This window comes from uncultured Pedobacter sp. (assembly GCF_913776295.1).
Taxonomy (GTDB): Bacteria; Bacteroidota; Bacteroidia; order Sphingobacteriales; family Sphingobacteriaceae; genus Pedobacter.
The window spans coordinates 1-26,989 of the sequence record NZ_CAJYOJ010000010.1 but is presented as its reverse complement, the minus strand read 5'-3'; the positions used below and the strand labels follow the sequence as shown (position 1 = coordinate 26,989).

The following is a 26,989-nucleotide window of genomic DNA, read 5'->3' as shown; positions in this document are numbered from 1 at the left end:
CAAGACTACCCCTACTCTTCTTCCCTGAAATACACCTTGTAAAAATTCATTGATTTATCATCGTCATAACCTTTCTCGATCATGTCTTTATTGCCATGGATATAGATATGAAAATTCTTATCCAGTTTTAATACGCTTTTATAAGCCCTTGCCTGTTTTTTAACCGCAGATTCGGCAATCTCAAAATGATCGGCTATCGGACTTTCAAACTCTTCTTCGTAGTTTTTCTTATAGTTTTTGAATGACTCGATCCCTTCAGCATTACCAATCACCTCATTTCCAAACTCTTCCATATCAAAAGTTTCTTTTTCTTTAAAATACTTCATCGAACGGTTTAAGAGGTCAATTTTATCTGCTTTGCTGATTTCGTACTCGTCATCAAGTTTCTGCGTGACAAAGTTTTTATAAACTCCCAAGACATTATGGGTCTGATTATAACTATCATTCCTGATTTTCAGCTTTAAGAATTCATCTTTCCAATAAACGGCAGAGTCGTTGCTACTCTTTGATTGATCCAATACCACAACTTTATAACCATCTTCTCTATCCACATTGAAAATCAAGCAGCCTTTATCCAGCTTATTGATGTTAATGGCTTCCTGTTCGTAACTTACATTAAAGCCATCCTGTTCCGGGTAAACTTTTAGGTAGGTATCTTTCGTTTCAGATTTAAAAATTCCTACCACATCCAATTGTTCGCCTTCTATCTGCACTTTTTCAAAATAGGCAACATACAATTCACCCGATTTAATTTTGGGGTGATTGGCCACATCATATAAATGTTTGGCCAGTTGCTGCGAGTCTTCGTGAAACAGTTCGTTATTCTCAAAAATTTCATGAACGAAATGGAATACTTCGTTTAATTCTAAATTATCATTAGGATGATAAAAGCGGTAAACTTCATTTACCTTTTCAAAAGGTTTTAAAAAATACTGCAATAGCAGGTTTCCCAACATTTCATCCTCGATTTTTAAGGGCGCATCAGATAATTTATAATATTCTTCAACCAGTTTATTACCCGTATGGTGGATGGAAAGTTGCTTAAGCGAAGCCTCGAAAAATGAAATCATGAGCGCAAAAATAGCAAAATCATTGGTTACCCGGTGATCAAAATTCCCGCATCCTTCCCGGCATCCCTTCCATTATATTTTTCTTGAGATAAGCATTCAGGTTGCTTCTGGCATCTGAGTTATTTTACGCTTTTTAAGCGATTTAAGAAATCAACAATCTTTTGATCTGCATAATTAGCCACACCCTCATGTTTGAAAGATAACCGGCCCTGCTTATCGAAAATTACTGTTGTAGGTAACGCGCCGGTAAATAACTGCTCGGGGATGTTACTTTCTACCTTATAAACTGGCAAAGTATATTTCCGGTCAGCCATAAATCGGGTTGATTTGGTCAGTACGCCATCAGCATCGGCAAAAATGAAAACGAAGTCCTGATCATTTTTAAATTGATTGTATAACTTGTTGACCGAAGGCATTTCTGCCCTGCAAGGCGGACACCAGGTTGCCCAAAAGTTGAGAAAAATAACTTTGCCCTTTAAATTGCCAAGATCAACCAGATTTCCATTGACATCTTTAAACCTGATTCCGTTGAGACCCTCAACGTTTTCTTTTGGTGTCTCCACATCGGGCTTATAAAAGCCGATCTCCATCAATCCTTTAATAAAAAATGCTTTTGCATCAGGTACAAAAACCATAGCCAGAAAGCTAATGATCAATAATGCGCTGAATATATTTTTACTGATAAATTTCATTAATTGTCCATTTTTCCTATTATAAATCATGATGGAACAGATTTGCAATCTATATTTCCATAATTTATAGCTGATTTACGTCCCCTTAAGTTAAACCCCAGATTAGATAGAAAGTCAATACACTATAAATACAAAGTTACTTTGTATTTATATATAATTGCTTAGGAATTATTACTTTTGACCACTTGAAAAGGCATAGACAAAATATTCATCAATATTTATCGGTATTCCTACTGATTGTATTTGCTATTGCCTTAACTCCATGGAATATACTTCACCATCACACCTCACTTCCTGTTTTAGAGAAAGAGGTCAACTGCAAACACATTAGTCACGTACAGGCACATGGCGATACCTGTTTAATCTGTAATGCCAGTTTTGAAAAAAACTATGTGCAAACACACCACATTTACAGAATCTTCTTATCAGCCAAAATTTTTAAACGCACCTCACCAACATTAAAGAACGCTTTTACAGAAGTAAAGCGCACTTGTTTGCGCGGCCCCCCTTTGGCTTAATTTCTTCTTTCTCATAGCGCATCTGCGCTAATCAAATTATTTATCCGATAAACTAAAACCAGCTTTTAAGCTATCGTTTTGGTATTTCGTTCATTTTATTTACACACATACATGAAAAAATTACAGCTTATTGGCTTGGTAATTCTATATACATTATTAAGCAATACTGCTTTCGCCGCCATATTAAAAGATATAAAAGGTAAGGTTATTGATGCCAGTACCAAACAAACATTACCAGGTGCTACCATTTTTATTCCTGATTTAAAGGTCTCGTCCGTAACCAATAATGATGGAGAATTTACGTTAAATAACCTTCCCGCTAAAGGAAGTTACTTAATTGAGGTACATTATGTAGGCTACAAAACCGCTGTACAGGTAGTTAATTTTGCCAACGCAGCCGGACTGGAATTTGCCTTACAGCCTACGGCCATAGAAACAAAGGAGATTGTAATCACCGGAAGTTTAATTAGCAGTACAAGCAAACGAAATAGTGCTTCATCCGCTATAGTGGGCAAGGATCAGTTATTGCAACCTTCTACTAACTTAATTGATGCATTGGCCAAAGTGCCTGGTGTATCGCAGATCACTACGGGCCCATCTATTTCCAAACCGGTAATCAGAGGTTTAGGTTACAATAGAATTGTAACGTTAGATGACGGTATTAAACAACAGGGTCAGCAATGGGGCGACGAACACGGTATCGAGATTGATCAGTTTAAGTCAGACCGTGTAGAGATTTTACGTGGCGCAGCATCATTGATGTACGGTTCGGATGCTCTGGGAGGGGTAATTAATCTATTAGAACCAAGTTCTGCACCCGAAGGTCAGATAAAAGGAGAATTTATCAGCAATTACGCTACCAACAATGGACTTACCGCGAACTCATTAATGTTGAACGGTAATGAGAATGGCTTTGTTTGGAGGGCCCGCGGAACCTATAAAAATGCTTATTCCTTCAAAACGCCTACAGGTTATTTCCCTAATTCGGGTTTCAATGAAACTGACTTAAGCGGAATGATTGGTTTAAATAAAAGCTGGGGTTATACGCACTTAAATGTATCTAACTTTCACAATAACATCGGCTTTTACGATCCGCATTTAGATAACAACGGAAATTTTGTAAGAGAAGATAGTAGCGTATTCACCAATAAAGATAATAAAAACCGTACTTTAGAATATCCACGTCAGGATATCAGGCACTTTAAAATTGCCTTGAACAATAATTTTATTTTGGGTAATGGCAATTTTAAAGCTGATTTTGGCTATCAGCAAAACCAACGCCGCGAACTCGACGGACCAGACCCAGCATTATTTTTCGATCTTAAAACTTACAATGCCGACCTGAAATATTATATTAACGAAACCAATGGATGGCAGCCTGTTTTTGGTGTAAGTGTAGATGATGCACGTAGCCAGAATAAAGGAACAGAGTTTCTAATTCCAGCTTATGATACCTTTGGTTTGGGTGCTTTTGCATACGCCAAGAAAAATTGGGAGAACAGTACTTTTAGTATTGGTGCCCGTTACGATTACAGAAAAAACAATGGCAAACAGTTATTTGCAGATGGTGAAGAGAAATTTGCAGCATTCCAAAATAAATTTTCTAATGTAAGCGGTGCCTTAGGCTTTACCCACCAATTTAACGACGAATGGAACTTTAAAGCAAATGCGGGTTCCGCTTTCCGTGCACCAAACCCTGCCGAGTTAGGTTCTAATGGTGTGCATGAAGGTACATTCAGATACGAGATTGGTAATTCTGCCTTAAATCCTGAGCGCAGTTATCAGGTAGATGCGGCTTTAGAATATGAAGGAAAAATTGTGAGCGCCAGTGCGAGTATATATAACAACTATATCCATAACTATATTTATGCATCAAACAATGGCGAACAAAGAGTAGCCGAAGGTACGCTTTATGATGTTTACCGTTACGGACAGGTAAATGCCAACCTTTACGGTGCAGAAGCCAGTCTAACCATTCACCCCGTGCCATTTATCCACTTCGAAAATACTTTTGGATACGTACACGCACAGAATAACACGTTAAACAGACCGCTTTCGTTTATTCCGGCGGGGACTTTAAGAAATGAATTACGTTTTGAACCTAAACTTAAAGGCACAAATGATGCATACCTCTCTGTAGGTATTAACTCTGCATTTAAACAAACGCGTGTTGATGAAGTGTTCGAAACACCAACCAGCGGCTATACCTTGTTAAATGCAGGCATCGGTGCAACCTTTAATTTAGGCAAACAATCTGTTAAGCTATCCGTTTCGGCGAATAACCTGTTAAACCAGAAATATTATGATGCTTTGAGCAGGTTTAAACCAGGCCGTTTTGATCAGGAAAACCCAAATTTAGGCGTTTACAACCCTGGAAGAAATATTACTTTCGGCTTGTATATTCCATTTACAGTAGTGAAGTAAATAACAATCACAAAATAAAAAAAGCGGAGTTGATTGATGAGATCACTCCGCTTTTTATTTATCACATTTAAGATGAATCGTCCTCGCCAATGCGTTGCACCCGATAACCATCGGGTCCGCTCGAAATGACGGTGACTTAAGGGAGAGTTATTACCACCTCTCCTACTTCTTAAACTTTTCCCTTTTTGCCCTTACATACTGATTTGGCCATTCCACATCATCGCCAAGAACCTGTGCCGCATGTGTCGGAAAATAAGGATCTCGTAACGATTTTCGTGCGATAAAAATCAGATCGGCTTTTTCCTGTTCCAAAATTTCTTCAGCCTGGTGAGCTTCAACAATCACACCAACTGCACCGGTATAAATGCCGATCTCATTCCTGATTTTATCAGCAAAAGGAACCTGATAATTTGGCCCGGCAGGAATAAAGGCATCAGGTACATTTCCACCAGACGAAGTATCAATTAAATCTACTCCACGATCTTTTAGCACCGCAGCCAACTGCAACGAATCATTTTCGTTCCAGCCACCTTCTGTCCAGTCGGTTGCCGAAATGCGGACGAATAACGGTAGATGATCTGGCCATACCGATTGTACGGCTTCAACCACATCGATCACTAAACGGATACGGTTTTCGAAACTTCCGCCGTAAACATCGTTACGTTTATTGCTCAAAGGACTGAAAAACTGATGCAGCAAATAACCATGCGCAGCATGTATCTCTACTACTTTATAGCCCGCATCAAGTGCGCGTTTTGCAGCTGCCCTGAATGCAAAAACAATATCCTGAATTTCTGAAATCGTTAGTTCGTGTGGCTCCACCTGCCCCGGTTTGAAGGGAATTGGAGAGGGTCCAACCGGTTTCCAGCTATTTTCACCAGCAGCAATCTGCTCACCGCCATCCCAGGGCACCTCACAGCTGGCTTTTCGGCCGGCATGCGCCAATTGGATGCCTGCGACAGCACCATGATCATGAATAAAAGAAACAATTTGTTTCAGTTTTTCTACATGTTCATCCTTCCAGATACCTAAATCGGCATAAGTAATTCTCCCATCGGCAGTAACGGCAGAGGCTTCCTGGATAATCAGGCCTGCCCCGCCAACGGCCCGGCTCCCTAAATGCACCAGATGCCAATCGTTGGCAAAGCCATCAACAGCAGAATATTGGCACATCGGCGAAATCACAATTCTATTTTTTAAGGTTACATCCTTTATCGTAAAAGGAGAAAATAATTTAGACATATCTTGTTTTGTTTAACTGCAAAAGACGCAAAGTTTTTTCGCAAAGAAATCAAAAGCATTAACCTTGCGTATTCCTTCTTTTCTTTGCGGTTGAGGTTAAAAACCAGCGTTCTCTAATTCGGTATTGATAAACTGAATTTCATCAGCATTTAATTTTACGTTTATCGCTTTTGCATTTTGTACGGCCTGTTTTTCATTTCTTGCACCAACCAAAGCAATGGTGATACCCGGGCGTTCAATCGTCCAACGTAAAACCAACTGAGATAAGGTCGCATTCTTTTCATCGGCCAACGGCTTTATTTTTGCCAAAAATGCATTTGTTTTTTCGATACTTTCTGGCGAGAAAAATTTATTACCCTGGCGGTGGTCGCCCTCTTCAAACTTGTAATCGGCCGTCATTTTTCCGGTTAATAAACCACGTTCCATCGGGCTATAAGCCAAAACAGATTTATTGTTTTCGATACAATATGGAACTATTTCATTTTCAACACCACGGTTTACCATGCTAAAAGGAATCTGGTTCGAAATAATTTCCAGGGTCTGATCTGCTTCTTTTAATTGCGCAACATCATAATTGCATACGCCCGCATAACGCACCTTACCCTGCTCGATTAACCTGCTCACCGCTTCGAAAGTTTCGCTGATCGGGGTAGTAGAGTCTGGCCAGTGGATCTGGTAAAGATCTATATAATCGGTACCAAGGCGTTTTAACGACTGTTCGCATTCGTAAATTACACTTTCTTTTCCGGCATATTTATAAATGTCAATTTCCTTTCCGTCGTTATTCTTGCTCTTAAAACCAAAATCCCCTTTGGCTAAGTCCCAACGCATTCCGAATTTGGTTACCACCTGCAATTTATCGCGCGAAATACCTTTTATGGCATCACCTACAATTTCTTCACTATCCCCCTGACCATAAATGGGTGCGGTATCAATTGAAGACACCCCTAAATCGTAACTGGCTTTAATGGCGTTAACTGCATCGTTTCTGTCTGTGCTTCCCCACATCCAGCCACCAGCTGCCCATGCACCAAACGTGATTACTGATAGTTCTAAATCTGAATTTCCAATTTTCCTGTATTCCATAATTATTTTTTGATGATTTGATCAACCGCATAACTGTTATGCGGTAAGTAAATGAGTAGTACCGATAAAAATGCCACATGAATAAGCTGCGATGGTAGCGCTTCCCAATTTTCAATGAGTGTGGTTCCAAAGATCAGCATCAGTGAAATTGCTCCGGCAAATAATAGCCCCAGCCTGGTAAATAAACCCAAAACAATCATCAATCCTGCTATCAATTCTGCAAAGGGCAAAATATAACTAAAGGGAACTACTATTGCATCAGGCAAATATGACTCCGAAAATTGCCCAACCATCCAATGGCTAAAACCGGCAAGTTTTGGTAAACGAACCAAACCATGTCCGAAAAAACTGAAGCCAATTGCTAAACGGCTAAGCAGGTATGCCCATTTTGTATCCATACTATATCAATGTACTACTACAAACATACAATCTGAGTATTAAGGATGTTTTATTGCAACAATGATTAAACTGATATTTTACGTTTCCATGGCCTTTAGCAGAGAGCGGAGAGCGTTTAGTTTAGGGCGAATAGTGTTGAGATTATATCCAAATTAATCACATAGGCACAAAGAATATAATAAGAGTCTTAACACACATCGCGTTAGAACATAACTCACTTCCATTAGCCCTTTTACGTATTTACATATAACAACGCCATCCGCCCCACGCTCCACGTCATTTTTTTTCTCCAAAAATTTGGAGATAAAAAAATTAGATTATACTTTAGTGTATTATTTAACTAATACAGTAGATATGATCAATATTAACAATCTTAATTTTGGCTACAGTAAGCACAAGCCATTATTTAAAAATATGAGCATGCGGTTAAGCAATGGCCATATTTATGGTTTGCTGGGTAAAAATGGTGCCGGCAAATCGACATTATTAAAAAACCTCGCTGGTTTGGTTTATGCACAGGGAGGAACCCTGGATGTAATGGGTTACGATCCTGCAAAAAGGCAGTCCGCATTATTGGAACAAATCTGCTTTATACCAGAAGAATTTTACCTGCCTTCGGTAAAAATGGGTACCTACCTAAAAGCTAACGCTCCTTTTTATAAAAACTTCGATCATCAATACTTTAATGATCTGATCAAGGAATTTGATATTCCGGTTGAACAGAAACTGATTAACATGAGTTACGGCCAGAAGAAAAAGGTAATTATCGCTTTTGGATTGGCAACACAGGCCAAACTGGTGATTATGGATGAACCTACCAATGGTTTGGATATTCCATCGAAAGCGCAGTTCAGGAAGATTATGGCATCAGCCATGACAGACGAGCGCTGCATCATCATATCCACCCACCAGGTTAGAGACCTGGATAACCTGATCGACACGGTGATTATGCTAGATGAAAACGATATCGCTCTGAAAGCTACAGTGCAGGAAATTACGGAGAAACTGACCTTTAAAAAAGTAAAAGAGGTTGATGACAGCATCTTTTATGCCGAGCCATCGCTTTCGGGTTATAATGCCGTGATGCCAAATTACCACCAGGAAGAAAGCAAGTTAGATATGGAACTACTTTTTAATGCCATCCTCGCCGAAAAAATCAAATTTAAACCTTTATTCAGCTAAGCGATGAACAACACTTTTAATATCAATCGATTTGGCTTATTGCTTAAAAGACAATGGCTGGAATTTGGAAAAATCTATTTAATGAGCCTGGTGGTACTAATCGGAATTTTAATTGCCTTTTATTTTTTTAATGCGCCCGATTTCAACCGTTCATTTTTTTACAAATGGGACGATCATGGTCATGTTCAGCTGGGTTTCCGGCTGCCTGTTTTTATTGCTATAGGCTTCCTGTTCCTGACCATTCAAGCCAGCACTTATTTTAGTGCATTTGGTCAAAAGCCAAAGGCCATTATGGAGTTAATGACACCCGCCTCCGTTACCGAAAAGTTTATTTGTGCGATTCTTTTTTCTACTATTCTTAGTCTCATTAGTTATCTGCTTATTTTCTACATAATTGATGCAATTTTTTTAAACTATTTCAATGAGTTATGGCAGCATAGCAAAGCGACAAACTACAATACGGGTAAGCTAACCGCAGTTTCCTTCAGCACATTGTTTGATGATTTAACTTCGGAAAAAGAGTTCAAGTTTTTATTTGCAATGCCTTTTTTCTTCTCGGGCATTTTTCTGCTAGGCTCTATCTATTTTAACCGATTTCATTACATCAAAACAGCTTTATCCATAACAGCATTATTTTCATTCATCATTTTCTTCACCATTAAGTTTGGAAATTGGATAACAGCAGGTAAAAGCCGCATATACACTGTAGATCATGTAGAAAAAGATTTTGTACTTGCCATCTTTTTTTGGTCGTCAGTTGCACTTAGTTTAATTATTTGGCTGATCACTTATGTCCGCCTCAAAGAAAAAGAAGTTTAATTAAAAAGGTATAGATATGGAATTTAGAGATAACAAGGCAATATACCTTCAAATCGCAGAGTATGTGTGTGAGCATATTCTGTTAGGAAAATGGAAAGCCGACGATAAAGTTCCCTCGGTAAGGGAACTGGCTATAGAAATGGAAGTAAACCCCAATACTGTCATGCGTACCTACGAGTTGTTACAAAGTAAAAACATCATTAACAATAGGAGGGGAATAGGTTTTTTCGTAGATGAAGCTGCAACTGAACATGTTAAAAACTACCGAAAGCAACAGTTCATGGCAGATGAGCTACCCGTCTTGTTCAGGAATATTTACTTGCTGAACATCGGTTTTGATGAACTTGAAAACCAATACAAAACATTTGTAAAAGAAAACTTTAACGCTAAAAATCATGAAAACAAGTAATAAACTACTCATCGCACTTGCAGCGCTGCTGATTATTATCCCAATATTTGTTGTGGCTGTAAATGTCAAATTGAATTACCAAGACCAAAATAGCTCCCAAAAGGACTATGTTGACGGCTATAACAGTTTTGATAAAAAATCGCCAGAAGCTAAAAGTTTAGAAACAAGCACATTCTCAGCAATAAATATTGCCAATGCGAATGACGCTTATTTAAACATTAAAATAATTAAAGACGAAAAAAGCGGAATAAAAATTTCAACAGACATTGCAGATAATTTTGGTTTTGCAGTAGACAAGAATGGTACATTGCAAATTACAATGAAAAACGGTGATCAAAAACTACCCTACTCACCAACAATTTTTATTTATGGCAACAACATTTCCAAAATCAGCATAGCAAAAGCGGGCGCCCTCTACGTTGATATTAATGCAGATTCATTGATTATAGAGGCAAAAGATATGAGCCACTTAAGTTTTGAATCTACGGCCAGATTGAAAGTACTAACAATTAATGCCGACCATGTTCAAGATATTATACCGGGCAGCAATTCTATTAATAAAATAGAATCAAATATAAATGAAAGTGAATTTAGAACTGGCGAAGTCAATTACAATTGGTTAGCAATTAATGCTAAAGGAGAATCAAAAATCGAAATAACAGGGGATGAAAAATTGCCTGAAAAATACAGAATCGATAATCTGAAAATCAATACATCTGATCACACAGCTCTTTCCATAGAAAACATCATAATAAATAACATTTCCGGAAACCTTGCCGATGAAACCAAAGTGCAGATGCCTGTAAAATATTTAAAACAGATGCTAAAAAATTAATTCGAAACGCATAAAGGTTAACATCTATTCACGAGTCATGTAAAAAAGGCATGATTTTTAAGCTAACTAATTGGCAAAAGTTTAACTTGGGCCAATTAGTTTAATTTTAGATCAATACCGGACCTGTGAAAAAGTTTTTCCTTTTATTTGCTATCTTTTTATTCGTTTTTGGCCAGCTCAAAGCACAAAAAACAGATACATTATCCATCACACTAGATAATGTTAAATATCCTTATCCGGTTAAGTATTTCCCCATCAATACCGAAGGACAGGATATTAAAATGGCCTATATGGATGTTGCCCCCACTTCTAATGCCAATGGCAAAACAGCGATCCTGTTTCATGGAAAAAACTTTGGCGGCTACTATTGGACCAATGTCATCAAAGCCCTCAGCAATATCGGTTACCGGGTAATTGTTCCTGATCAGATTGGCTTCGGTAAATCGTCAAAAGCATTTATCCATTACAGTTTCCATCAAATGGCTACCTGGAACAAAAAGCTTTTAGATACACTGGGCGTTCAAAAAACAGTAGTTTTAGGCCATAGCATGGGCGGTATGCTGGCCACCCGTTTTGCATTGATGTTTCCCGAAAAAACAGAAAAACTTTTACTTGAAAACCCAATCGGATTAGAGGATTATAAAACGTTTATCCCATATATTACTACAGCACAGCAGTACCAAACGGAACTTAAAACCACGCCAGAAAGCATACGAAAATATTATCAGCGTTCTTATTTTACTTATTGGAAGCCCGAATATGAATATTTGGTAGACATTGCAGGTGGCGTAACTAATAGTTCAGATTACCCACGCTGGGCTAAAGTTGCCGCGTTAACATACACGATGATTTATGAGCAACCTGTGGTATACGAATTTCAGAATTTAAAGGTACCCACTGTTTTATTCATCGGTAAGGAAGACAAAACCATTGTCGGCAAGGCATTGCTTACACCAGATCAACAGGCTTTACACGGGCAATATAAATTGTTAGGAAAGCAAACCGCGGCCAAAATTATCGGCGCTAAAATTATTGAGTTTGATGCCTGTGGGCATATCCCTCATATCGAAATTCCTACTGAGTTTTTGGTGGCGCTAACGGGTAGTTTATAGTTTTTAAATACCTCGAAGGTTTTTGAAACCTGTGAGGTATAATAAATCAATTAATCTCTTTCCCTGTAATTTTATTAATACCTTGCATTTCGAAATCGATATCCTGCCCCATCGATTTCATTTTTCCGTACAACTCTACACGCAGGTGACTATTCAGTACAATACCAGTCCTGATATCAATAGAGGTCTCTCCGGAATTGGTCCCCTGTAAATCTGCTTCCATTTTATTCCCCATTGCTTCAAAATTCCCTTTTGAAATTAATGTGCCTTTTACGCTCAATATAGCTATGCCATCTTTTACTTCTTTCAAAGTGTATTGCGTAATCGTTTCAATCGGCATACTCATTTGCATTTTGGTATCAATAGTCCAGCTATCGCCTATTTTAACCGCCCTCTCCGGGTAAATTTTAAATGACGATTCCATGGTTTGCTTCACAATTTCAGTGCTAAACTGTTTACTCAGCGCATTTTTGATCTGCTTAACCTGGCTGGAATCTTTACTCATCCTCGCAGCCATTTTATCTAACATCTGATCGATGCCAGCAACAGTTTTTATCGTACCGCCTGGGCTTATCGTCATATAAAATGACGCACCTTTCAAACCGCTCAAAGGATTCTTTTTTGTACTATCCTGATCATCAGAACTCAATGTCATGGCATTTCCCATGGCTTTCGACTTTATAAATAACCTATTGTAGGTTATCTTTAGATCCTTATCGCCATTATGCCCTTCGGTAATATCAAAAATGTAATCTGTGCCGATGGTTTGTGTGGAATTAATGTTTTTTCCAGCCATTTTCTGATTGATGATCTGGTCAGATACAAACGAAAAATCATACTTATTCCCTGTAGGGTAATTTTGCTTAAGCAGATAAGTTTTTTGTGCCCATACACCGAATGATGCCAAACTCCAAAGTAATGTGATTATTATTTTCATTTTTCGTTACTGATCAACCTATCCGGCAGGTTGCTGGGCAAAAATGCGACTTAACTGAAAATACAATTCGGGATGTTTATCTTTTAACTGCTCAGGTTTCTCAAAGAAATATTCAGATACTACAGCAAAAAATTCGGCCTGATTGGTGATGGCATAAGGGTTAATATCCGATTTGTTATCCTCAATTTTTTCCATTTCCTCATGCATCATTTTAATCCATGGTAAAGTATATTCGTGTGCCAATAAATTTTCGGGAACACCATCTGTAGCCCCATCAGATTTATCTAAAAGATGTACAAACTCATGTATGGCAGTATTTTCTTTGCCTGCACTTTTAGAAAAACCATGGCGCAGTGCCGAACGCGATAAAATCATCTGTCCGTTCATGTAACCTGTACCCACCATGCCCATAATATTTCTTTCGCCACTATCAAACTGAAAATCCTTATTGAAAGTATCCGGATATAATAAAACACTGGTCAGGTTTTTGTATTCCCAATTTTCGAAACCAAAAATGGGGATCACTGCACTTGAAGCAATCAACAACTCATCCAGGGTGGTCATCTCCAAACCAACCGGTTCGATTTTTACCGTACTGAAAAATGTGGCTACCTTTTCTTCAAACCTCAATTTATCTGTCGAATCGAGATTATGGTAATAATTTACATAATCGTCAAGTATTTTCTTGTCTACATCGGTTAAAGGCGTTACTGCTACTTTCTTTTTCTTCAGGATTAAATACAGGGCGATCAGAAAAATTGGAATAAGGTATATAAAAGGTAGAGAATTCATGATCAGGGTTAGGTTGTTACCGGGCTTTCTATAATTTCAATTTGCATTAAAACGTCTTCCCGTGTTACCGGATAAGTTTTATGGTTGGTTATCGCCTGATAAACAGCTTCGAAAAGCGGCAGATAACTTCCAGTTTCCGAAGGAATTTTCTCCTCCGTTTTTTTTCCATCAGCATCAATGGTCGTTAACAAACCATCTTTATTTGCAGGCTCAATGCCATAACCAGGATCAGTTAATTTCATACCTGCCAAAAGCTGTTCTTCCTGAATATCCGTTCTTTGTTTAATAAAGCTGCCTGTTACGCCGTGTAAAACAAACCCAGGCTGCGGGTTTACCACCAGCATACTCGATGTAACAAAAACATGCAGACTATCCGGGTAAGTCAGTTGAATTGAAAAGTAATCATCTACCAAAGTACCTTCCCTGTTTTTACCCAAAATTTTATGGTAATTTAAAGGCTTTCCAAACAGGCTGATGACCTGATCCAGAAGATGTGGCCCCAAATCGTACAACAGTCCACTGGCCTCTACCGGGGTTTCTTTAAACACCTTTGGCCCAATCACATTGCGGTACCGATCGTAACGCAAATGAACTTCAACCAGTTTACCTAATTTACCACTGTCAATTACCCTGCGTACAGATGTAAAATCACTGTCCCAGCGCCGGTTCTGGTAAAAGAAAATCTGTTTGCCTACGTTATCGGCCAATTCGAAAAGTTCTTTCGCCTGTGCAGTTGTTGCAGTAAAAGGTTTCTCCACCAAAATATGTTTGTGCTTATTTAAAGCTGCTTTTGCATGCTCATAATGGAGATTGTTAGGCGTGTTAATTACGACCAGATCTATTTCCTCATCATTCAATAGTTCATCAACACTATTGTAGCTGGTAATATCAGGATAATCGTTTACTGCTTTTTTTTGGTTGCGCTCTACTACAGCCTTTAAATTGAATCCGCTATGCGCCTGCAAAAAAGGAGCATGAAAAACTTTCCCCGACATGCCATAAGCTAATAAACCTGCATTAATTATTTTGTTGCTATTGGTATCCATAGGTTATAAATGTAACCAAAAATACCGTTACCATTCAAGCCCGGGTGTTAAAAGCCTGAACGTTTTACTTAAGGCTTACACGTTTTTGCACTATCTTTGCGTTTATGAAGCCGTCAGAGATTAATGCAAAGTGGAAAGTTTTACAGGAAAGGATTTCAACCGAATTTGAATCAGATTTTCCTGATTTAAAGGTCATGCTTTTCCTCATCGGCGTTCAGGAACTGGGGAAAGGCCCGAAGAAATATAGTAAGCGCCAGAAAGAAGAGTTGATGCACATCGCCACTTGCCGTTTATTGAGCGAAATGGGATTTTACGAACTGGAAGGTTTAGATCAGGATGGCTGGCCCCACTGGAAATTGGTCAAAGCCATTCCACCCTACACCATGCTGGAGCAGGAAATGTTGATGAAATCATTGATCGTGAGTTATTTTGAGGATATCTACTCTTCAGATTAATTTATAGTGGTGTTGGATGTGCGCCAATACGACACAAATCTATTTTTATTCTCCGTGGTGACAGATATTGCTATCTGACACTATTTTACTCAACCGAAAGGTAACGCCAGACCGCACAGCATGCATCGTGGTGGAGGATGTGTGCCCATCCGACACAAATCTATTTTTTATTTATAGGGTTTGGAAAGCAAGGCTATCTACTTTTTTTAATGTCAGCCGGGCTTTTTGCTAGATCTCCGATGCTGATGAAAAATCAGATCGGAGGATGCTGCTTCATCCGATAGCAATCGGATCCCGTTTAAGAACACTCCGTCCGGACAAATATTAGGGTTGCAGGGTAGTTTAACTTCCGTGCACAACCCTCGTTATCTAAACACGACAGTAGCGGGCACCGACCGTAGGGAAGGTAAAGCGGATGGCGGGATTACCGCAACCTATAAACACAGGAACCTGCTTTCCAAAAACCAAAGAAAAGTATTATCCAGTGTCAGATGGTAACATCAGACACCACAAAAAACCCCAGTGCGTGTGCACCGGGTTGAATATATATTGACCTCATAGGTAGAGGGAATACTGGTATTAACCTTGTTTTTGTGCGGTAGATTTTAAGGCATCATTTGCAACAATTACGATTTCCACACGACGGTTAGCCGCGCGGCCTGCGTCAGTGCTATTATCTGCAATTGGCTCAGAAAAACCTTTACCAATAGTCACTAATCTTGAAGATGGAACGCCTTGAGAAACGGCATAAGCTTTAACCGCAGCCGCTCTTCTTTCTGAAAGGCCCATATTATATTGTTCGGTACCACGACTATCGGTATGGCCAATAATTTTGATATCGGTATCAGGATATTGGTTTAACGAAGAAGCTAAACTCTGAATGTTGGTTTTAGCGGCATCTTTTAAAGCAGTTTTATCAAAATCGAATAAAATACCACTATCAAATTTTACAATGATACCTTCACCTTCACGGATTACCTCAGCATTAGGAATAGCTTTTTGAATTTCAGCAGCCTGTCTGTCCATTCTACGGCCGATAAAAGCTCCGGCTGTACCGCCTATAGCACCACCAATTAAAGCACCAACTGCAGTATTACCTGCTTTTTTACCAATTAATGCACCAACCACACCACCAGCTGCTGCGCCAATACCGGCACCTTTTTGTGTTTTTGTTAAACTATCACAACTTTGGAATGCCATTGATCCTACAGCCAATCCTATACTTAATGTTGCTATTCTTACTTTTGAAATACTCATGATATGCTAGATTTATAATTACCAAGCAATATATTCAAACACAATGCCAAAAAGCAAGAGTGCTATGTTTTCGCTCTATTTTTATCACAATCCCCAATAAACCGGAATTGTTTTTACAAAAAAAGAGTCCCGATCAATCAGGACTCTTTGCATAAATTGTATCAATCTTAGTACAAAAACTAAGCAGAAAAATAACTCTCCAGCTCCTTTAAGGTATTTTCGTCTGTTTTGAAATCTTTGATCACTTGCCCCTTTTCTACCAGCACGATCCGGTTACAAACATCGGTAACATGGTTTAAATCGTGACTGGAGATAAAAGTCGTCATGTTGCCTGCCTGTGCCTTTAACAAGTTCTTCAAACGGATCTGCGTGGTTGGATCAAGGTTGGCAAAAGGTTCATCCAAAATCAATATTTCGGGCTTCTGCATTAAAGCGGCCGCAATACCGACCTTTACCTGATTTCCCTTACTAAAATCACGTATATATTTCCCACTGTTCAGGATTTCGCCATTAAAAAACTCACCATACTGGTTAAGGTAGGCGGAAACATCGGCAACACTTAAATTGTGTAAACTACCGATAAAGATAAAATACTCTTCAGGTGTTAAATAATCGATCAGGAAACCCTCATCCAAAAAAGATGCGGTATAATTCTTCCAGTTATCGTTTTGCATCACGTTTTCACCTTTCGATAGCACCTCACCTGACGTTGGGCGGATCAGATCTAAAAGCATCCTAAAGAAAGTCGTTTTACCTGCACCGTTATTTCCTACTAAACCAACGGTTTCACCAGCAGCAATCTGCAGATCTGCTATGTTTACAACGGTTTTATCGCCATAAACTTTTTGTAATTTCCTAACTTCTAAAATCATAATTATTCTCTAAAGCCTTCGGCTATTTTATATCGTTGTTTTTCAAGTCGTTTTGCAATGTAGTTTACCCAAAAACCTCTTAGCAAAAGCATGGCTAAACCGAATACACCCACTACTGCCAAACCCCAGTACGGTTTATTTAATATGCCAAATGGCACATACATGATAATGGGAGTAAGTGCATAAGGAAACATTAAAAGCCATTGGGTAGCACCCGTTCCCTGGTAATTAAAGCTTGCGGCTTTGGTAATGTCCAATCTCTTATAATTTAAAGTAGCCAGGTAAAGTACCACCACAGTTCCAAACCCGATGTTATAGAAATAAGCCGCCAGGTGCAGCAGCAATAATTTTGAACTTAAAAACCCATAGAAACTTGCCAATACGGTAATAATGGTACAACCAATAGTAAAGAGCAAAAACTTGGCTTTTATATAATCTTTAAAATTGATTTTATTGGCCAATATGCCATCAAAATGGGCACTTTGCCAGGCAAACATAAACTGTCCATAAATAATGATCGAAATACCTGTCATAAATATGGCGCCAAACATCATTTGTCCAAAGGCATCGCTATTAATCGCTTTTTCCTTATAAAAAATAAACCCATAAAAAAGGAAAAAGAAGCCCATAATTACCGCTGAGCGTGGGCGTTTATGGCGGAGGATTAATTTTAGCTCTAAAGCGGCCAGTTCGCCAACTTTTCCAAAGCGGTTAAGAAAAGCATAATCAGTGCTGCCTTTTTTCTCCTGCTTAGTGCTCAGTTCTTCTACGTATAAGTTTTTACGCAAGAAACCGGAATTGAGATAAAATATAGCAATAGCTGCGAGTGTAAAAACAAAGCCATAGGCAGGTTGTGCGGAAATGGCCCTGAATACGAAATCAGAAGCGGCCATAATTGAAATAACTTTATAATATTCCAATGCCGCAAAAGTTGCAAAGATGACCAATCCGAAAAAGGTATAAAGGGTATTGGTAATGGATTTTCGCTTAATGTACAACACCAGATAATTGTTAAAAACCTTCATCGAAAGTATAGAAACGATGTACATGATGGTGGTAACAGCACCGAAAACTGGCGCAATTTTAGTAAAGCAGAAAGGCAGAAAAATAAAAAACGGCCAAAGGTTAAAGGCAGAGAATAGTGCTTTAACGTTTAAAAAACTGATGATTTTGCTTCTCGAAATCCTTAAATGCAGATAGGGAATGATACTCAGTGTAGGCAGTTCCTGAAACTGTAAACGCATAATAAAATCAAACGCAAAATAATAAAGGATAATGCCATTGAAACTGGAGATTACATCTTTGTTAGGGAAAATTTGTGGCAGAAAATGCGACATTCCAAAACCGATGCCAACAGCAATGGCAAAAAAGTAAAGCATGAAAAAACCCAAAACAATCTGGCCGGCAATGCTACTGCCCCGGTTTCGCGAACGCCAGAAAGATTTTCTTTGATGGCTTAAAAAAATACTCAGCATATTTAGTTTAGGTGTTTGATTTTTAATCGATATACTATTAGTATGCATTTGGAAAAAAATGTTACACTAATATTTGTATTTGTCTTTCCAGTTCTGCCTAAGCTTTTCGCGCAGTTTCTCTTCTGCGGGGTTTTTACCGGGATCGTAGAGTTTTGTACCACTCAATTCTTCCGGAAAGTATTCCTGAGGTGAAAAATTACCTTCATATCCATGCGAATATTGGTAATCTTTTCCATATCCGATGTTTTTCATCAGTTTGGTGGGTGCATTTCGGATATGCAGCGGCACAGGTAAATTACCGGTTTGCTTAACCAAAGCCTGTGCCTTGTTAATGGCTTCATATGATGCATTACTTTTTGGCGAACTGGCCAGATAAGTTACACACTGTGATAAAATAATCCGCGCCTCCGGATAACCAATTACATTTACCGCCGCGAAACAGTTATTGGCCAGTAACAGTGCATTCGGATTGGCATTGCCGATATCTTCTGAAGATAAAATCAATAACCTGCGGGCAATGAATAGTGGATCTTCTCCACCCTCAATCATCCTGGCCAACCAATAAACCGCTGCATTGGGGTCGCTACCACGTATGGATTTAATGAATGCCGAAATGATATCGTAATGTTGTTCTCCCGCCTTATCGTAAAGCGCAAGGTTCTGCTGGGCATGCGCCAGTACATTTTCATTGGTCAGCACGATTTTACTGCCACCAATACCATTAATGGCTATTTCGAGCACGTTCAACAATTTCCTTGCATCACCACCAGATAAACGGATTAAAGCCTCGTGTTCTTTGATCGAAATTTTCTTTTCTACCAGAACAGCATCTTTTTTAATCGCGGTTTGCAATAAGCCTACCAATTCTTCTTCGGTAAGCGATTTTAAAATGTAAACCTGGCAACGGGAAAGCAAAGCGGAAATCACCTCAAAAGATGGATTTTCTGTCGTCGCACCAATCAAAGTAACCAAACCACGTTCAACTGCCCCCAGTAAACTATCTTGCTGCGACTTGCTGAAACGATGAATTTCATCAATAAACAAAATAGGCAAACCCAAAAAGCTATCTTTTAACTGTGCAGCCCGGTCAATCACCTCGCGTATATCTTTTACGCCGCTGTTAATGGCACTCAAATTAAAAAAAGGCCGGTCTAACGCCTGCGAAATAATATAGGCCAACGTAGTTTTACCAACTCCCGGAGGACCCCAGAAAATCATGGATGGCAGCTGACCACTTTCAATGGCTTTGCGCAATACCGCTCCCTCTCCTACCAAATGCTGCTGACCAACATATTCATCTAGGTTTTTAGGGCGCATACGTTCAGCTAAAGGAGGTAGGTTTTGCATACTGGTAAATATATAAAAATTGAATATTTTGTCGGTCGATAATTTACTAACCAAATAGAACCAGCATAAGTTTGTTACGGATGCACAGACTAACAAGGGGGAATTATCGGTTATTTTTATCGTCTGCGTTTGTAACGCGGATGAAAGAGAGTAGCGATTTTATCGCTGCCTTTTTTTATTTATCTGCATTATCAATGCAGATCTCAATAATCCTCATTACAAACAAAGTCCATTTGGGAATGACAGCCAAAAACGTCTAATCTTCGATCTTCGAATGGTGTTTGGTATCTTTCATGGTGGTGTATAAAACCAGCGAAATCAAGATACATCCGGTTACATACCAATAAAAATAACTTTCATGACCAATATTTTTAAACCAGAGCGCAAAATATTCTGCCGTTCCACCGAAAATAGCAACGGTTAAAGCATATGGTAAACCCACACCCAAAGCCCTGATTTCGGCAGGGAACAGTTCAGCTTTCACCACCGCATTAATACTCGTATAACCACTCACGATGATTAATGCACCAATCATCAATAAAAAGATAATGGTCGTATTGGTTTCGCCGGCTAAGCCTGTTAAAATCGGATAGGTGCATAAAGTACCTAATATCCCAAACCCAATTAACAGTGGCTTTCTACCTATTTTGTCGGACAGCAAGCCAAATAAAGGCTGCATAATGGCAAAAACCAATAACGACACAAATGATAATGTGGTAGAAGTTTCTTTACTTAGGTGAACCGTGTTCACCAGAAACTTTTGCATATAAGTACTAAAGGTATAAAAAGCGATGGTTCCACCCAATGTTAAGCCCACTACGGTAAAAATCTCTTTCGGATACTTTAATAGTATGGTAATGCCACCTTTTTTATCTTCCTTATTTTTAATTTTAAAGGCTGCTGTTTCATCAATATGTCTACGCAGATACAAAGCGATAAAAGAGAGAACCGCTCCTATAAAAAAGGGAACCCTCCAGCCCCAGGCATGAAGCTCTGCAGGGCTAAGCAACCAGTTCTGCAAAATCAACTGAATCCCTAAAGCCAGCAGCTGCCCACCGATTAAGGTTACATATTGAAAACTGGAATAAAATCCACGGTATTTTTTGGTGGCCATTTCGCTAAGGTAGGTAGCAGAGGTTCCATATTCACCACCGGTACTTAAGCCCTGAATTAATCTGGCAAAAACAAGCAATAGTGGGGCAGCTATGCCAATCCTTTTGTAACCTGGGGTTAAGCCGATGATTAAAGACCCTATCGCCATAATCAGCACAGATATTGTCATGGAACGTTTTCTGCCCAGTTTATCTGCAATACTGCCAAACAACCAGCCACCGATGGGACGCATTAAAAATCCCACGGCAAAAATTCCGGCAGTGTTCAATAACTGCGCGGTTGGATTACTGTTTGGAAAAAAGGCAGGAGAAAAATACAATGCAAAAGCAGAATAGGTGTACCAATCGTACCATTCAACCAGATTCCCGACCGAACCTCCAAATATAGATTTTAACCGGTATTCTACCTCTTTAACATCAGTTTGCTGTACTGTTTTTTCCATAGATATAGAATTATTAAATAAGTGAATCCCGAATGGTTGAATCAGCGAGTGATTGAATGCCAAAAGTGAAACTTAAATCATCACGGATTGTTTATCAACAATATAATAATTTTATCAAGAAAGAGGTAGGTTATTTACGATGCAATACCATTCAATCCTTTTTTTAAAAACCAATTATTACCATGAAAGATAACTTTTCTGCCCAATCTGCCGATTATGCCATCTACCGACCCACTTATCCACAGGAATTGTACGATTATCTGTTCGACCTGGTAAAAAATAAGGAAAGGGCGTGGGATTGTGCCACGGGGAATGGCCAGGTTGCTCGGGTATTGGCGCGGTACTTTAATGCGGTTTATGCTACAGATATTAGCGAAAATCAGTTAAAAAATGCTTTACAATTGCCCAACATCACTTACAAAGTGGAACCGGCAGAACAAACATCAGTTAGGGATGCCAGTTTCGATTTAATTACGGTAGCGCAAGCCATCCATTGGTTCAATTTCGAGGCATTTTATATTGAAGTAAAAAGGACATTAAAACCTGACGGACTTTTCGCAGTAATTGGTTATGGCTTAATGGTTATCGACAAAAAGGTAGATAAAGCTGTACATAAACTTTACGAAGATATTCTGGGCAAATACTGGGATAGTGAACGCCATTATATTGAAGAAGGTTACCAAACCATTCCTTTTCCTTTTGAAGAAATTATTGCGCCACATTTCCGGATCAAAGCCACCTGGAATTTTGAACAGTTAATCGGCTACCTGAATACCTGGTCTGCATTACAACATTATAAAAAAGCCAACGAACGCAACCCATTGGAATACATGCTTACCGAACTAAAGGAAGCCTGGGGTGATGACGCAGAAAAGGATGTTCATTTCCCGGTTTTATTACGGGTTGGCAGATCGGTTTAACACAGAGCCAACAGCTTAAAGGCACGGAGCACACCGAATAAATTTTAAGCAACTGAAGTTGCTCCGTTTACGCTATGAAAACTTAGTGATCTCTGTGGTTAATAACTTCTATTTCAACGATTCCAGAATACCCAAAACGGTCAGTCTTTTTTGTTCGCCGCTCTGCATATCTTTTAATGTCAGTTCGCCACTGGCCATTTCGTCGCCACCAATTAAAATTACATAAGGAATGTTCTTGGCATCAGCATAAGCCATTTGTTTTTTTAGTTTCGCCGAACTTGGATATAACTCTGCTGCAATCCCGGCATTTCTAAGCTGCTGAACAATCGGCAAAGCATATTTCTCCGCTGCTGCATCGAAATTACTGATCAAAACTTTCGTTCCCACTTCTGCAGACGCCGGGAAAAGATTTAGTTCTTCCAGGACATCATAAATGCGGTCGGCACCGAAAGAAACACCTACACCGGTTAAGCCTTTTAAGCCGAACATACCGGTCAAATCATCGTAACGACCGCCGCCACCAATGCTCCCCATGGCCACTTCGTTGGTTTTAACCTCGAAAATACAGCCGGTATAGTAATTCAATCCACGGGCTAGAGTAATATCCAGTTCCAATTTAGCCGTTAAAGGTAAACCATAAGCATTCAGACTTTCTACATAGTCAAAAACCTCTTCAATTTCTGCAACACCTTTTAAACCCGTTTCAGACTGGGCTAAAACTTCTTTCAGGCTCGCTATTTTTTCCTCGTTGAAACCTTCTAACAAGATTACCGGACGGAGTTTTTCTAAATCCTGTTCGGTAAAACCACGCTCCAATAATTCTTTACTTACCCCATCTAAACCGATTTTATCCAGTTTATCAATGGCTACCGTCATGTCGATAATCAGATCAGGTTTACCGATAATTTCAGCAATGCCCGATAAAATTTTCCGGTTATTAATTTTGATGCTGAAATCTTTTAAGCCTAATTTGCTCAAAGCTTCATTATAGATCAAAATAAACTCGGCTTCGTTCAGTAAACTCTCTGAGCCTACCACATCTACATCACATTGGTAAAATTCACGGTATCTTCCTTTTTGCGGACGATCGGCACGCCAAACCGGCTGTACCTGAAAACGTTTAAAAGGCAACGTAATTTCGTGCTGGTGCATCACCACGTAGCGGGCAAAAGGCACAGTTAAATCGTAACGGAGTGCTTTTTCAGAGATTAAAGGAATCAGCTTGTTGCTATTATCTTCTTCAGCAAAATCGAACGCCTTTTTTTTTGGATCTTTAAGGTACTCCCCGCTATTCAAAATTTTAAAAATCAGCTTATCACCTTCATCGCCATACTTCCCGGTTAAGGTAGAAAGGTTTTCAAAACTTGGGGTCTGGATTTCAGCATAACCATATTTTCTGAAAACCGTTTTAATGGTATCGTAAATAAAGTTGCGTTTAACCATTTCAACCGGGGTAAAATCGCGGGTACCTTTTGCTAATGAGGGTTTAATAACTGACATAGCCGCAAAAGTACAAAAATGTAGGGTTTAAAAACAAAGATTCGTCATTGCGAGGCGGAACGACGAAGCAATCTTAAGCACGAATCAGTTGTTTTAAGATTGCTTCGAGCCTTTTAATGACGTTTATTTGAAAACTGATATTCAGTGTTGTTTTTTTAACCATATAAGACATTTGAGCACCATATAAGCTTATATTTCTTATATGGTTTGAAATCTTAAGGATTATTTAATGAATTAGAAACCGATGCTCAATGCGTTTTGCAGGATGCAAAATATTAAACCTAATACGTTGGAAAGTGTATATTAGGATGTCATTCCTTTTTTCAGGCCACAGACCTGATGGTTACTCTCGATGATGCAATTATTTTAAAAACTATTTCCCCAGCGCCTCTTTAACCATTTCCCTATTCGGTTTAGAAACCGGGATTTTATCGCCATTATCCATTAACAGTGTTCCGCCATCTTCTTTTAACCAGCTTTTTACAAATTTAGGGTTTACCAAATGACTCTGGTGCGCCCGCACAAAACCCTGTGGTTTGAGCATATCTGCATACTCTTTCAGCGGTTTCGAAATCAAAACCTTGTCGCCATTAGCCAAAAAGAAAAAAGTATAGGTATTATCTGCCACGCAACGCACAATATCTTCAACCGACACGTAGCGGATTTCATGTTGTTGCGGCAGTGCTATTTTCGGAATAGCAGACTCACTTTTTTTAATCTGGCTCAGCAAAAAATTAAGTTGCTCACCATCGATTTTGTTTTTGATTCTAATTTTGGCTTTCTCTACCGCAGCTTTCAGCTCTTCGGGGTCAACCGGCTTAAGCAGATAATCTAAAGCCGCAAATTTTACCGCCTGTATACCGTAATGGTCATAAGCAGTTACAAAAACCACCTCAAAAGTTTTCTCCTCAAGTTGCCTTAATAAATCGAACCCAGTTGTTTTACCCATCTGGATATCCAGAAAAAGCAGATCGGGATGATGAAGGTTAACCTGTGCAAAAGCATCCTCAATGGTGGTAGCGTGTCCCACTACTTTGATCTCTGGACAATGTTTGGCCAGCAAAATCTTTAAATTTTCCAGATTGCCCGCTTCGTCGTCTACTAAAATTGTCCGCATCTTATATCCATTGGGTAAGCGTAATTTTAACAGTTGTGCCGTTGCTTTCAGATTGAATATCGAGCACAAATGGTGTTTCTTTATAAATTGAATTCAGTAAAGATATCCGGTTTTTGCTCAGTGCCAACCCCAAACCTTTGTAATTTTTTGCGGCATCAAAGCCAGCTCCATTGTCGGTTATGCTTAATATTAGATCAGATTCCACTTTGATAAAATTAATTTTGATCTGACCGGCACTTCCCTTTTCAGCTACACCATATTTAACTGCATTTTCAACAAAGGGCTGCAAAAGCATCGCCGGAATTTCGACATTCTCTGCATCCAGATCAGGTGAAGCGCTAATACTATAATGAAAGCCAAAACGCAACTGCTCCATCTGCAAGTAATCATCTAATAGTGTTTTTTCAGAAGTTAAGCTGATAAGGTCTTTATGATCTAAAACATTCCTGGTTAAACGTCCAAATTTAGTAAGGTAACGATTGGCATTATCAATTTCGTTTTTATTCATCAGGTTTTGGATGCCGGCAAGTGCGTTAAATAAAAAGTGTGGATTTAACTGTGAGCGAACGGATTCTAACCGGAGTTTTGCGATTTCCTTATCACGATGTTTTAAGGCTAACTTTTGGACCTCTTTCTTTTTGATAAAGACTACCGCTGTGCCAAAAATTACCCCGCATATTGCACATAAAGTTAAACCATAAATAATGACCTGTTTTTGGGAGAAAAACTTGTCTTGAGTATTATTCACATGAAAAGAATAACGAGTTGTACTTTTTTCAATAGATTTTGAATTAAAACTTTGAGAAAGCTTAGGAATAATAAGCAATTCATAATCGCCTGACTTATTAAAATATTCTGCTCCAATTAATAAATAAGGTACCCTTGGCGTAATATAGCCGTAAAGCCAATTGTTAGAACGGAATAAAATTTTACCTGTTAATTTATCTTTTAAATAAACAGTATACACAAAATCTAAATCTGTGCTTTTAATCACAATCATCAGATTTTGGGTATTTTGGTTCACATTAATTTGATTAGCATCTTTTCTATTCTTCATTTCCACCCCGTTCACACCTTTGATACGGACATCCATGGCAATAAACGATATATACGCAGGTTGAATTTTTTTATTATAGATAATGATTGTTGCTATTTCACTCCGATTGGTAATTTTATAAAGGTTAATGGTTAGTTTTTTATTTTGCACATTAAACTTTCCTAAGTTTATCACAACTTTAGCTCCGCTTTGATAGAATTTGGCAACATTTTTTACCAAAGGGATTGCATCTGAAATGATTTGATGATTATCATTCTCAACGATATTATAGCGGTAAAAAGATAGACTATCTTTATTGATATAACCAAAAAGATTAACTTCTTTTGTTCCTTCCAAATAAACTAAGTTACTGAGTGGTTGATTTTGAATGGTGTTATGATAATCGACCGTTTTGGTGAAGCTATCCACAGTTAAAGAAACACCAAAACGTTCGCTCCCACCAGCAGAATAAAAATTGCTATTACCGTAACTTACGAAGCCATTATTATTACTTTTCTGAGCATTTGCCCAAAACGCAAATAAGAATAAGAAAATGGAAAGAACTATCTTTTTCATAAAAGTTTAATTTTCTATAAACATCTTGCAAAAAATCTACTTAAGAAACATTAAAACAGGATGTGATTTAGGTAAGCTAGTAAACGACAGGATTGGGACAGGATTTATATTTGGAGGATAATCAGCTGATAATATGTAAAGCACACCCAATAGAGATTAGTTTAGAAGGAATTAACTAACGGTTGTCAGTCTGAGGGATAATTTATTGGATAAAAATCAATATGAATGACGTATACATTTCTTTTTTTGCCCCAGGGCTAAGCCTTGCCTCGGCTCGCCGCCGCCGAAGGGCTCTTTCTTTTTGATGTCAAAAAGA

General features: G+C 38.7%; 25 protein-coding genes. 9 read left to right on the top strand and 16 right to left on the bottom strand.

Going from position 1 to position 26,989, the window contains the following annotated elements; genetic code table 11:
• Positions 1 to 11: 11 nt before the first annotated feature.
• Together QZ738_RS01770 and QZ738_RS01765 are read right to left on the bottom strand one after the other, a co-directional pair.
• On the bottom strand, positions 12 to 1,070 hold the full coding sequence (locus tag QZ738_RS01770) for a nucleoid-associated protein (RefSeq protein WP_293783649.1): 1,059 nt from the start codon (positions 1,068 to 1,070) through the stop codon (positions 12 to 14).
• Between the two features lie 119 nt (positions 1,071 to 1,189).
• Positions 1,190 to 1,762 carry a TlpA disulfide reductase family protein gene (locus tag QZ738_RS01765; RefSeq protein WP_293783646.1) on the bottom strand — a complete coding sequence of 191 codons (573 nt, stop codon included), beginning with the start codon at positions 1,760 to 1,762 and terminating at the stop codon, positions 1,190 to 1,192.
• A gap of 185 nt (positions 1,763 to 1,947) precedes the next feature.
• Here QZ738_RS01765 and QZ738_RS01760 point away from each other — a divergent pair, with 185 nt between their 5' ends.
• The gene (locus tag QZ738_RS01760; protein WP_293783643.1) at positions 1,948 to 2,280 is read left to right on the top strand and encodes a hypothetical protein; all 333 of its coding nucleotides are present in this window, start codon (positions 1,948 to 1,950) and stop codon (positions 2,278 to 2,280) included.
• A gap of 111 nt (positions 2,281 to 2,391) precedes the next feature.
• Positions 2,392 to 4,704, top strand: a complete 2,313-nt coding sequence (locus tag QZ738_RS01755) for a TonB-dependent receptor (protein ID WP_293783640.1) — start codon at positions 2,392 to 2,394, stop codon at positions 4,702 to 4,704.
• Between the two features lie 162 nt (positions 4,705 to 4,866).
• Here QZ738_RS01755 and namA read toward each other — a convergent pair whose 3' ends face one another.
• The 3 genes from namA to QZ738_RS01740 all read right to left on the bottom strand — a co-directional run bounded on the left by namA (position 4,867) and on the right by QZ738_RS01740 (position 7,430).
• Positions 4,867 to 5,946, bottom strand: coding sequence for an NADPH dehydrogenase NamA (gene namA, locus QZ738_RS01750; protein WP_293783637.1), 1,080 nt, complete (start codon positions 5,944 to 5,946; stop codon positions 4,867 to 4,869).
• A 96-nt stretch (positions 5,947 to 6,042) separates the two neighbouring features.
• Positions 6,043 to 7,032 (bottom strand): aldo/keto reductase, encoded by a 990-nt coding sequence (locus QZ738_RS01745; RefSeq protein WP_293783634.1) that lies wholly within the window; start codon positions 7,030 to 7,032, stop codon positions 6,043 to 6,045.
• A gap of 2 nt (positions 7,033 to 7,034) precedes the next feature.
• Positions 7,035 to 7,430 carry a DoxX family membrane protein gene (locus QZ738_RS01740; RefSeq protein ID WP_293783631.1) on the bottom strand — a complete coding sequence of 132 codons (396 nt, stop codon included), beginning with the start codon at positions 7,428 to 7,430 and terminating at the stop codon, positions 7,035 to 7,037.
• Positions 7,431 to 7,785: 355 nt separating this feature from the next.
• On the opposite strand from QZ738_RS01740, the gene QZ738_RS01735 reads away from it, so the two are divergent.
• From QZ738_RS01735 to QZ738_RS01715, 5 genes are all read left to right on the top strand, one after another.
• On the top strand, positions 7,786 to 8,613 hold the full coding sequence (locus tag QZ738_RS01735; RefSeq protein ID WP_293783628.1) for an ATP-binding cassette domain-containing protein: 828 nt from the start codon (positions 7,786 to 7,788) through the stop codon (positions 8,611 to 8,613).
• A 3-nt stretch (positions 8,614 to 8,616) separates the two neighbouring features.
• A complete protein-coding gene (locus QZ738_RS01730; protein WP_293783625.1) occupies positions 8,617 to 9,432 on the top strand; it encodes a hypothetical protein in 816 nt (271 codons plus the stop codon).
• Positions 9,433 to 9,448: 16 nt separating this feature from the next.
• The gene (locus tag QZ738_RS01725) at positions 9,449 to 9,841 is read left to right on the top strand and encodes a GntR family transcriptional regulator (protein WP_293783622.1); all 393 of its coding nucleotides are present in this window, start codon (positions 9,449 to 9,451) and stop codon (positions 9,839 to 9,841) included.
• Positions 9,828 to 10,676 carry a DUF2807 domain-containing protein gene (locus QZ738_RS01720; protein WP_293783619.1) on the top strand — a complete coding sequence of 283 codons (849 nt, stop codon included), beginning with the start codon at positions 9,828 to 9,830 and terminating at the stop codon, positions 10,674 to 10,676. Before QZ738_RS01725 ends, QZ738_RS01720 begins: the two co-directional genes overlap by 14 nt.
• Before the next feature lie 125 nt (positions 10,677 to 10,801).
• The gene (locus QZ738_RS01715) at positions 10,802 to 11,788 is read left to right on the top strand and encodes an alpha/beta fold hydrolase (RefSeq protein ID WP_293783615.1); all 987 of its coding nucleotides are present in this window, start codon (positions 10,802 to 10,804) and stop codon (positions 11,786 to 11,788) included.
• Positions 11,789 to 11,834: 46 nt separating this feature from the next.
• On the opposite strand, the gene QZ738_RS01710 is transcribed toward QZ738_RS01715, so the two are convergent.
• The 3 genes from QZ738_RS01710 to QZ738_RS01700 are packed head-to-tail and all read right to left on the bottom strand — an operon-like array spanning position 11,835 to position 14,563.
• On the bottom strand, positions 11,835 to 12,725 hold the full coding sequence (locus QZ738_RS01710; protein WP_293783612.1) for a DUF6263 family protein: 891 nt from the start codon (positions 12,723 to 12,725) through the stop codon (positions 11,835 to 11,837).
• Between the two features lie 18 nt (positions 12,726 to 12,743).
• Positions 12,744 to 13,517 carry a zinc-dependent peptidase gene (locus tag QZ738_RS01705; RefSeq protein ID WP_293783609.1) on the bottom strand — a complete coding sequence of 258 codons (774 nt, stop codon included), beginning with the start codon at positions 13,515 to 13,517 and terminating at the stop codon, positions 12,744 to 12,746.
• 8 nt (positions 13,518 to 13,525) lie between these two features.
• Positions 13,526 to 14,563 (bottom strand): Gfo/Idh/MocA family oxidoreductase, encoded by a 1,038-nt coding sequence (locus QZ738_RS01700; RefSeq protein ID WP_293783606.1) that lies wholly within the window; start codon positions 14,561 to 14,563, stop codon positions 13,526 to 13,528.
• Between the two features lie 104 nt (positions 14,564 to 14,667).
• Between QZ738_RS01700 and QZ738_RS01695 the strand changes: the two genes are divergently transcribed.
• The gene (locus QZ738_RS01695) at positions 14,668 to 15,018 is read left to right on the top strand and encodes a hypothetical protein (RefSeq protein WP_293783603.1); all 351 of its coding nucleotides are present in this window, start codon (positions 14,668 to 14,670) and stop codon (positions 15,016 to 15,018) included.
• Between the two features lie 579 nt (positions 15,019 to 15,597).
• Here QZ738_RS01695 and QZ738_RS01690 read toward each other — a convergent pair.
• From QZ738_RS01690 to QZ738_RS01670, 5 genes are all read right to left on the bottom strand, one after another.
• On the bottom strand, positions 15,598 to 16,275 hold the full coding sequence (locus tag QZ738_RS01690; RefSeq protein WP_090983723.1) for an OmpA family protein: 678 nt from the start codon (positions 16,273 to 16,275) through the stop codon (positions 15,598 to 15,600).
• Between the two features lie 179 nt (positions 16,276 to 16,454).
• A complete protein-coding gene (locus QZ738_RS01685; protein ID WP_293783598.1) occupies positions 16,455 to 17,147 on the bottom strand; it encodes an ABC transporter ATP-binding protein in 693 nt (230 codons plus the stop codon).
• 2 nt (positions 17,148 to 17,149) lie between these two features.
• Positions 17,150 to 18,622: a DUF5687 family protein gene (locus QZ738_RS01680; protein ID WP_293783595.1), complete on the bottom strand. Its 1,473-nt coding sequence runs from the start codon at positions 18,620 to 18,622 to the stop codon at positions 17,150 to 17,152.
• Between the two features lie 66 nt (positions 18,623 to 18,688).
• On the bottom strand, positions 18,689 to 19,969 hold the full coding sequence (locus QZ738_RS01675) for a replication-associated recombination protein A (protein WP_293783592.1): 1,281 nt from the start codon (positions 19,967 to 19,969) through the stop codon (positions 18,689 to 18,691).
• A 256-nt stretch (positions 19,970 to 20,225) separates the two neighbouring features.
• Positions 20,226 to 21,524 (bottom strand): MFS transporter, encoded by a 1,299-nt coding sequence (locus tag QZ738_RS01670; RefSeq protein ID WP_293783589.1) that lies wholly within the window; start codon positions 21,522 to 21,524, stop codon positions 20,226 to 20,228.
• Positions 21,525 to 21,706: 182 nt separating this feature from the next.
• On the opposite strand from QZ738_RS01670, the gene QZ738_RS01665 reads away from it, so the two are divergent.
• Complete coding sequence (locus QZ738_RS01665) at positions 21,707 to 22,444, top strand: class I SAM-dependent methyltransferase (protein WP_293783586.1); 738 nt, start codon at positions 21,707 to 21,709, stop codon at positions 22,442 to 22,444.
• Between the two features lie 108 nt (positions 22,445 to 22,552).
• Here the strand turns inward: QZ738_RS01665 and hisS are convergent, their stop codons facing one another.
• From hisS to QZ738_RS01650, 3 genes are all read right to left on the bottom strand, one after another.
• Positions 22,553 to 23,944: a histidine--tRNA ligase gene (hisS, locus tag QZ738_RS01660; RefSeq protein WP_293783583.1), complete on the bottom strand. Its 1,392-nt coding sequence runs from the start codon at positions 23,942 to 23,944 to the stop codon at positions 22,553 to 22,555.
• A gap of 373 nt (positions 23,945 to 24,317) precedes the next feature.
• Positions 24,318 to 25,061 (bottom strand): LytTR family DNA-binding domain-containing protein, encoded by a 744-nt coding sequence (locus tag QZ738_RS01655; RefSeq protein ID WP_293783580.1) that lies wholly within the window; start codon positions 25,059 to 25,061, stop codon positions 24,318 to 24,320.
• A 1-nt stretch (position 25,062) separates the two neighbouring features.
• Positions 25,063 to 26,673 carry a sensor histidine kinase gene (locus tag QZ738_RS01650; protein WP_293783577.1) on the bottom strand — a complete coding sequence of 537 codons (1,611 nt, stop codon included), beginning with the start codon at positions 26,671 to 26,673 and terminating at the stop codon, positions 25,063 to 25,065.
• Positions 26,674 to 26,989 lie beyond the last annotated feature (316 nt).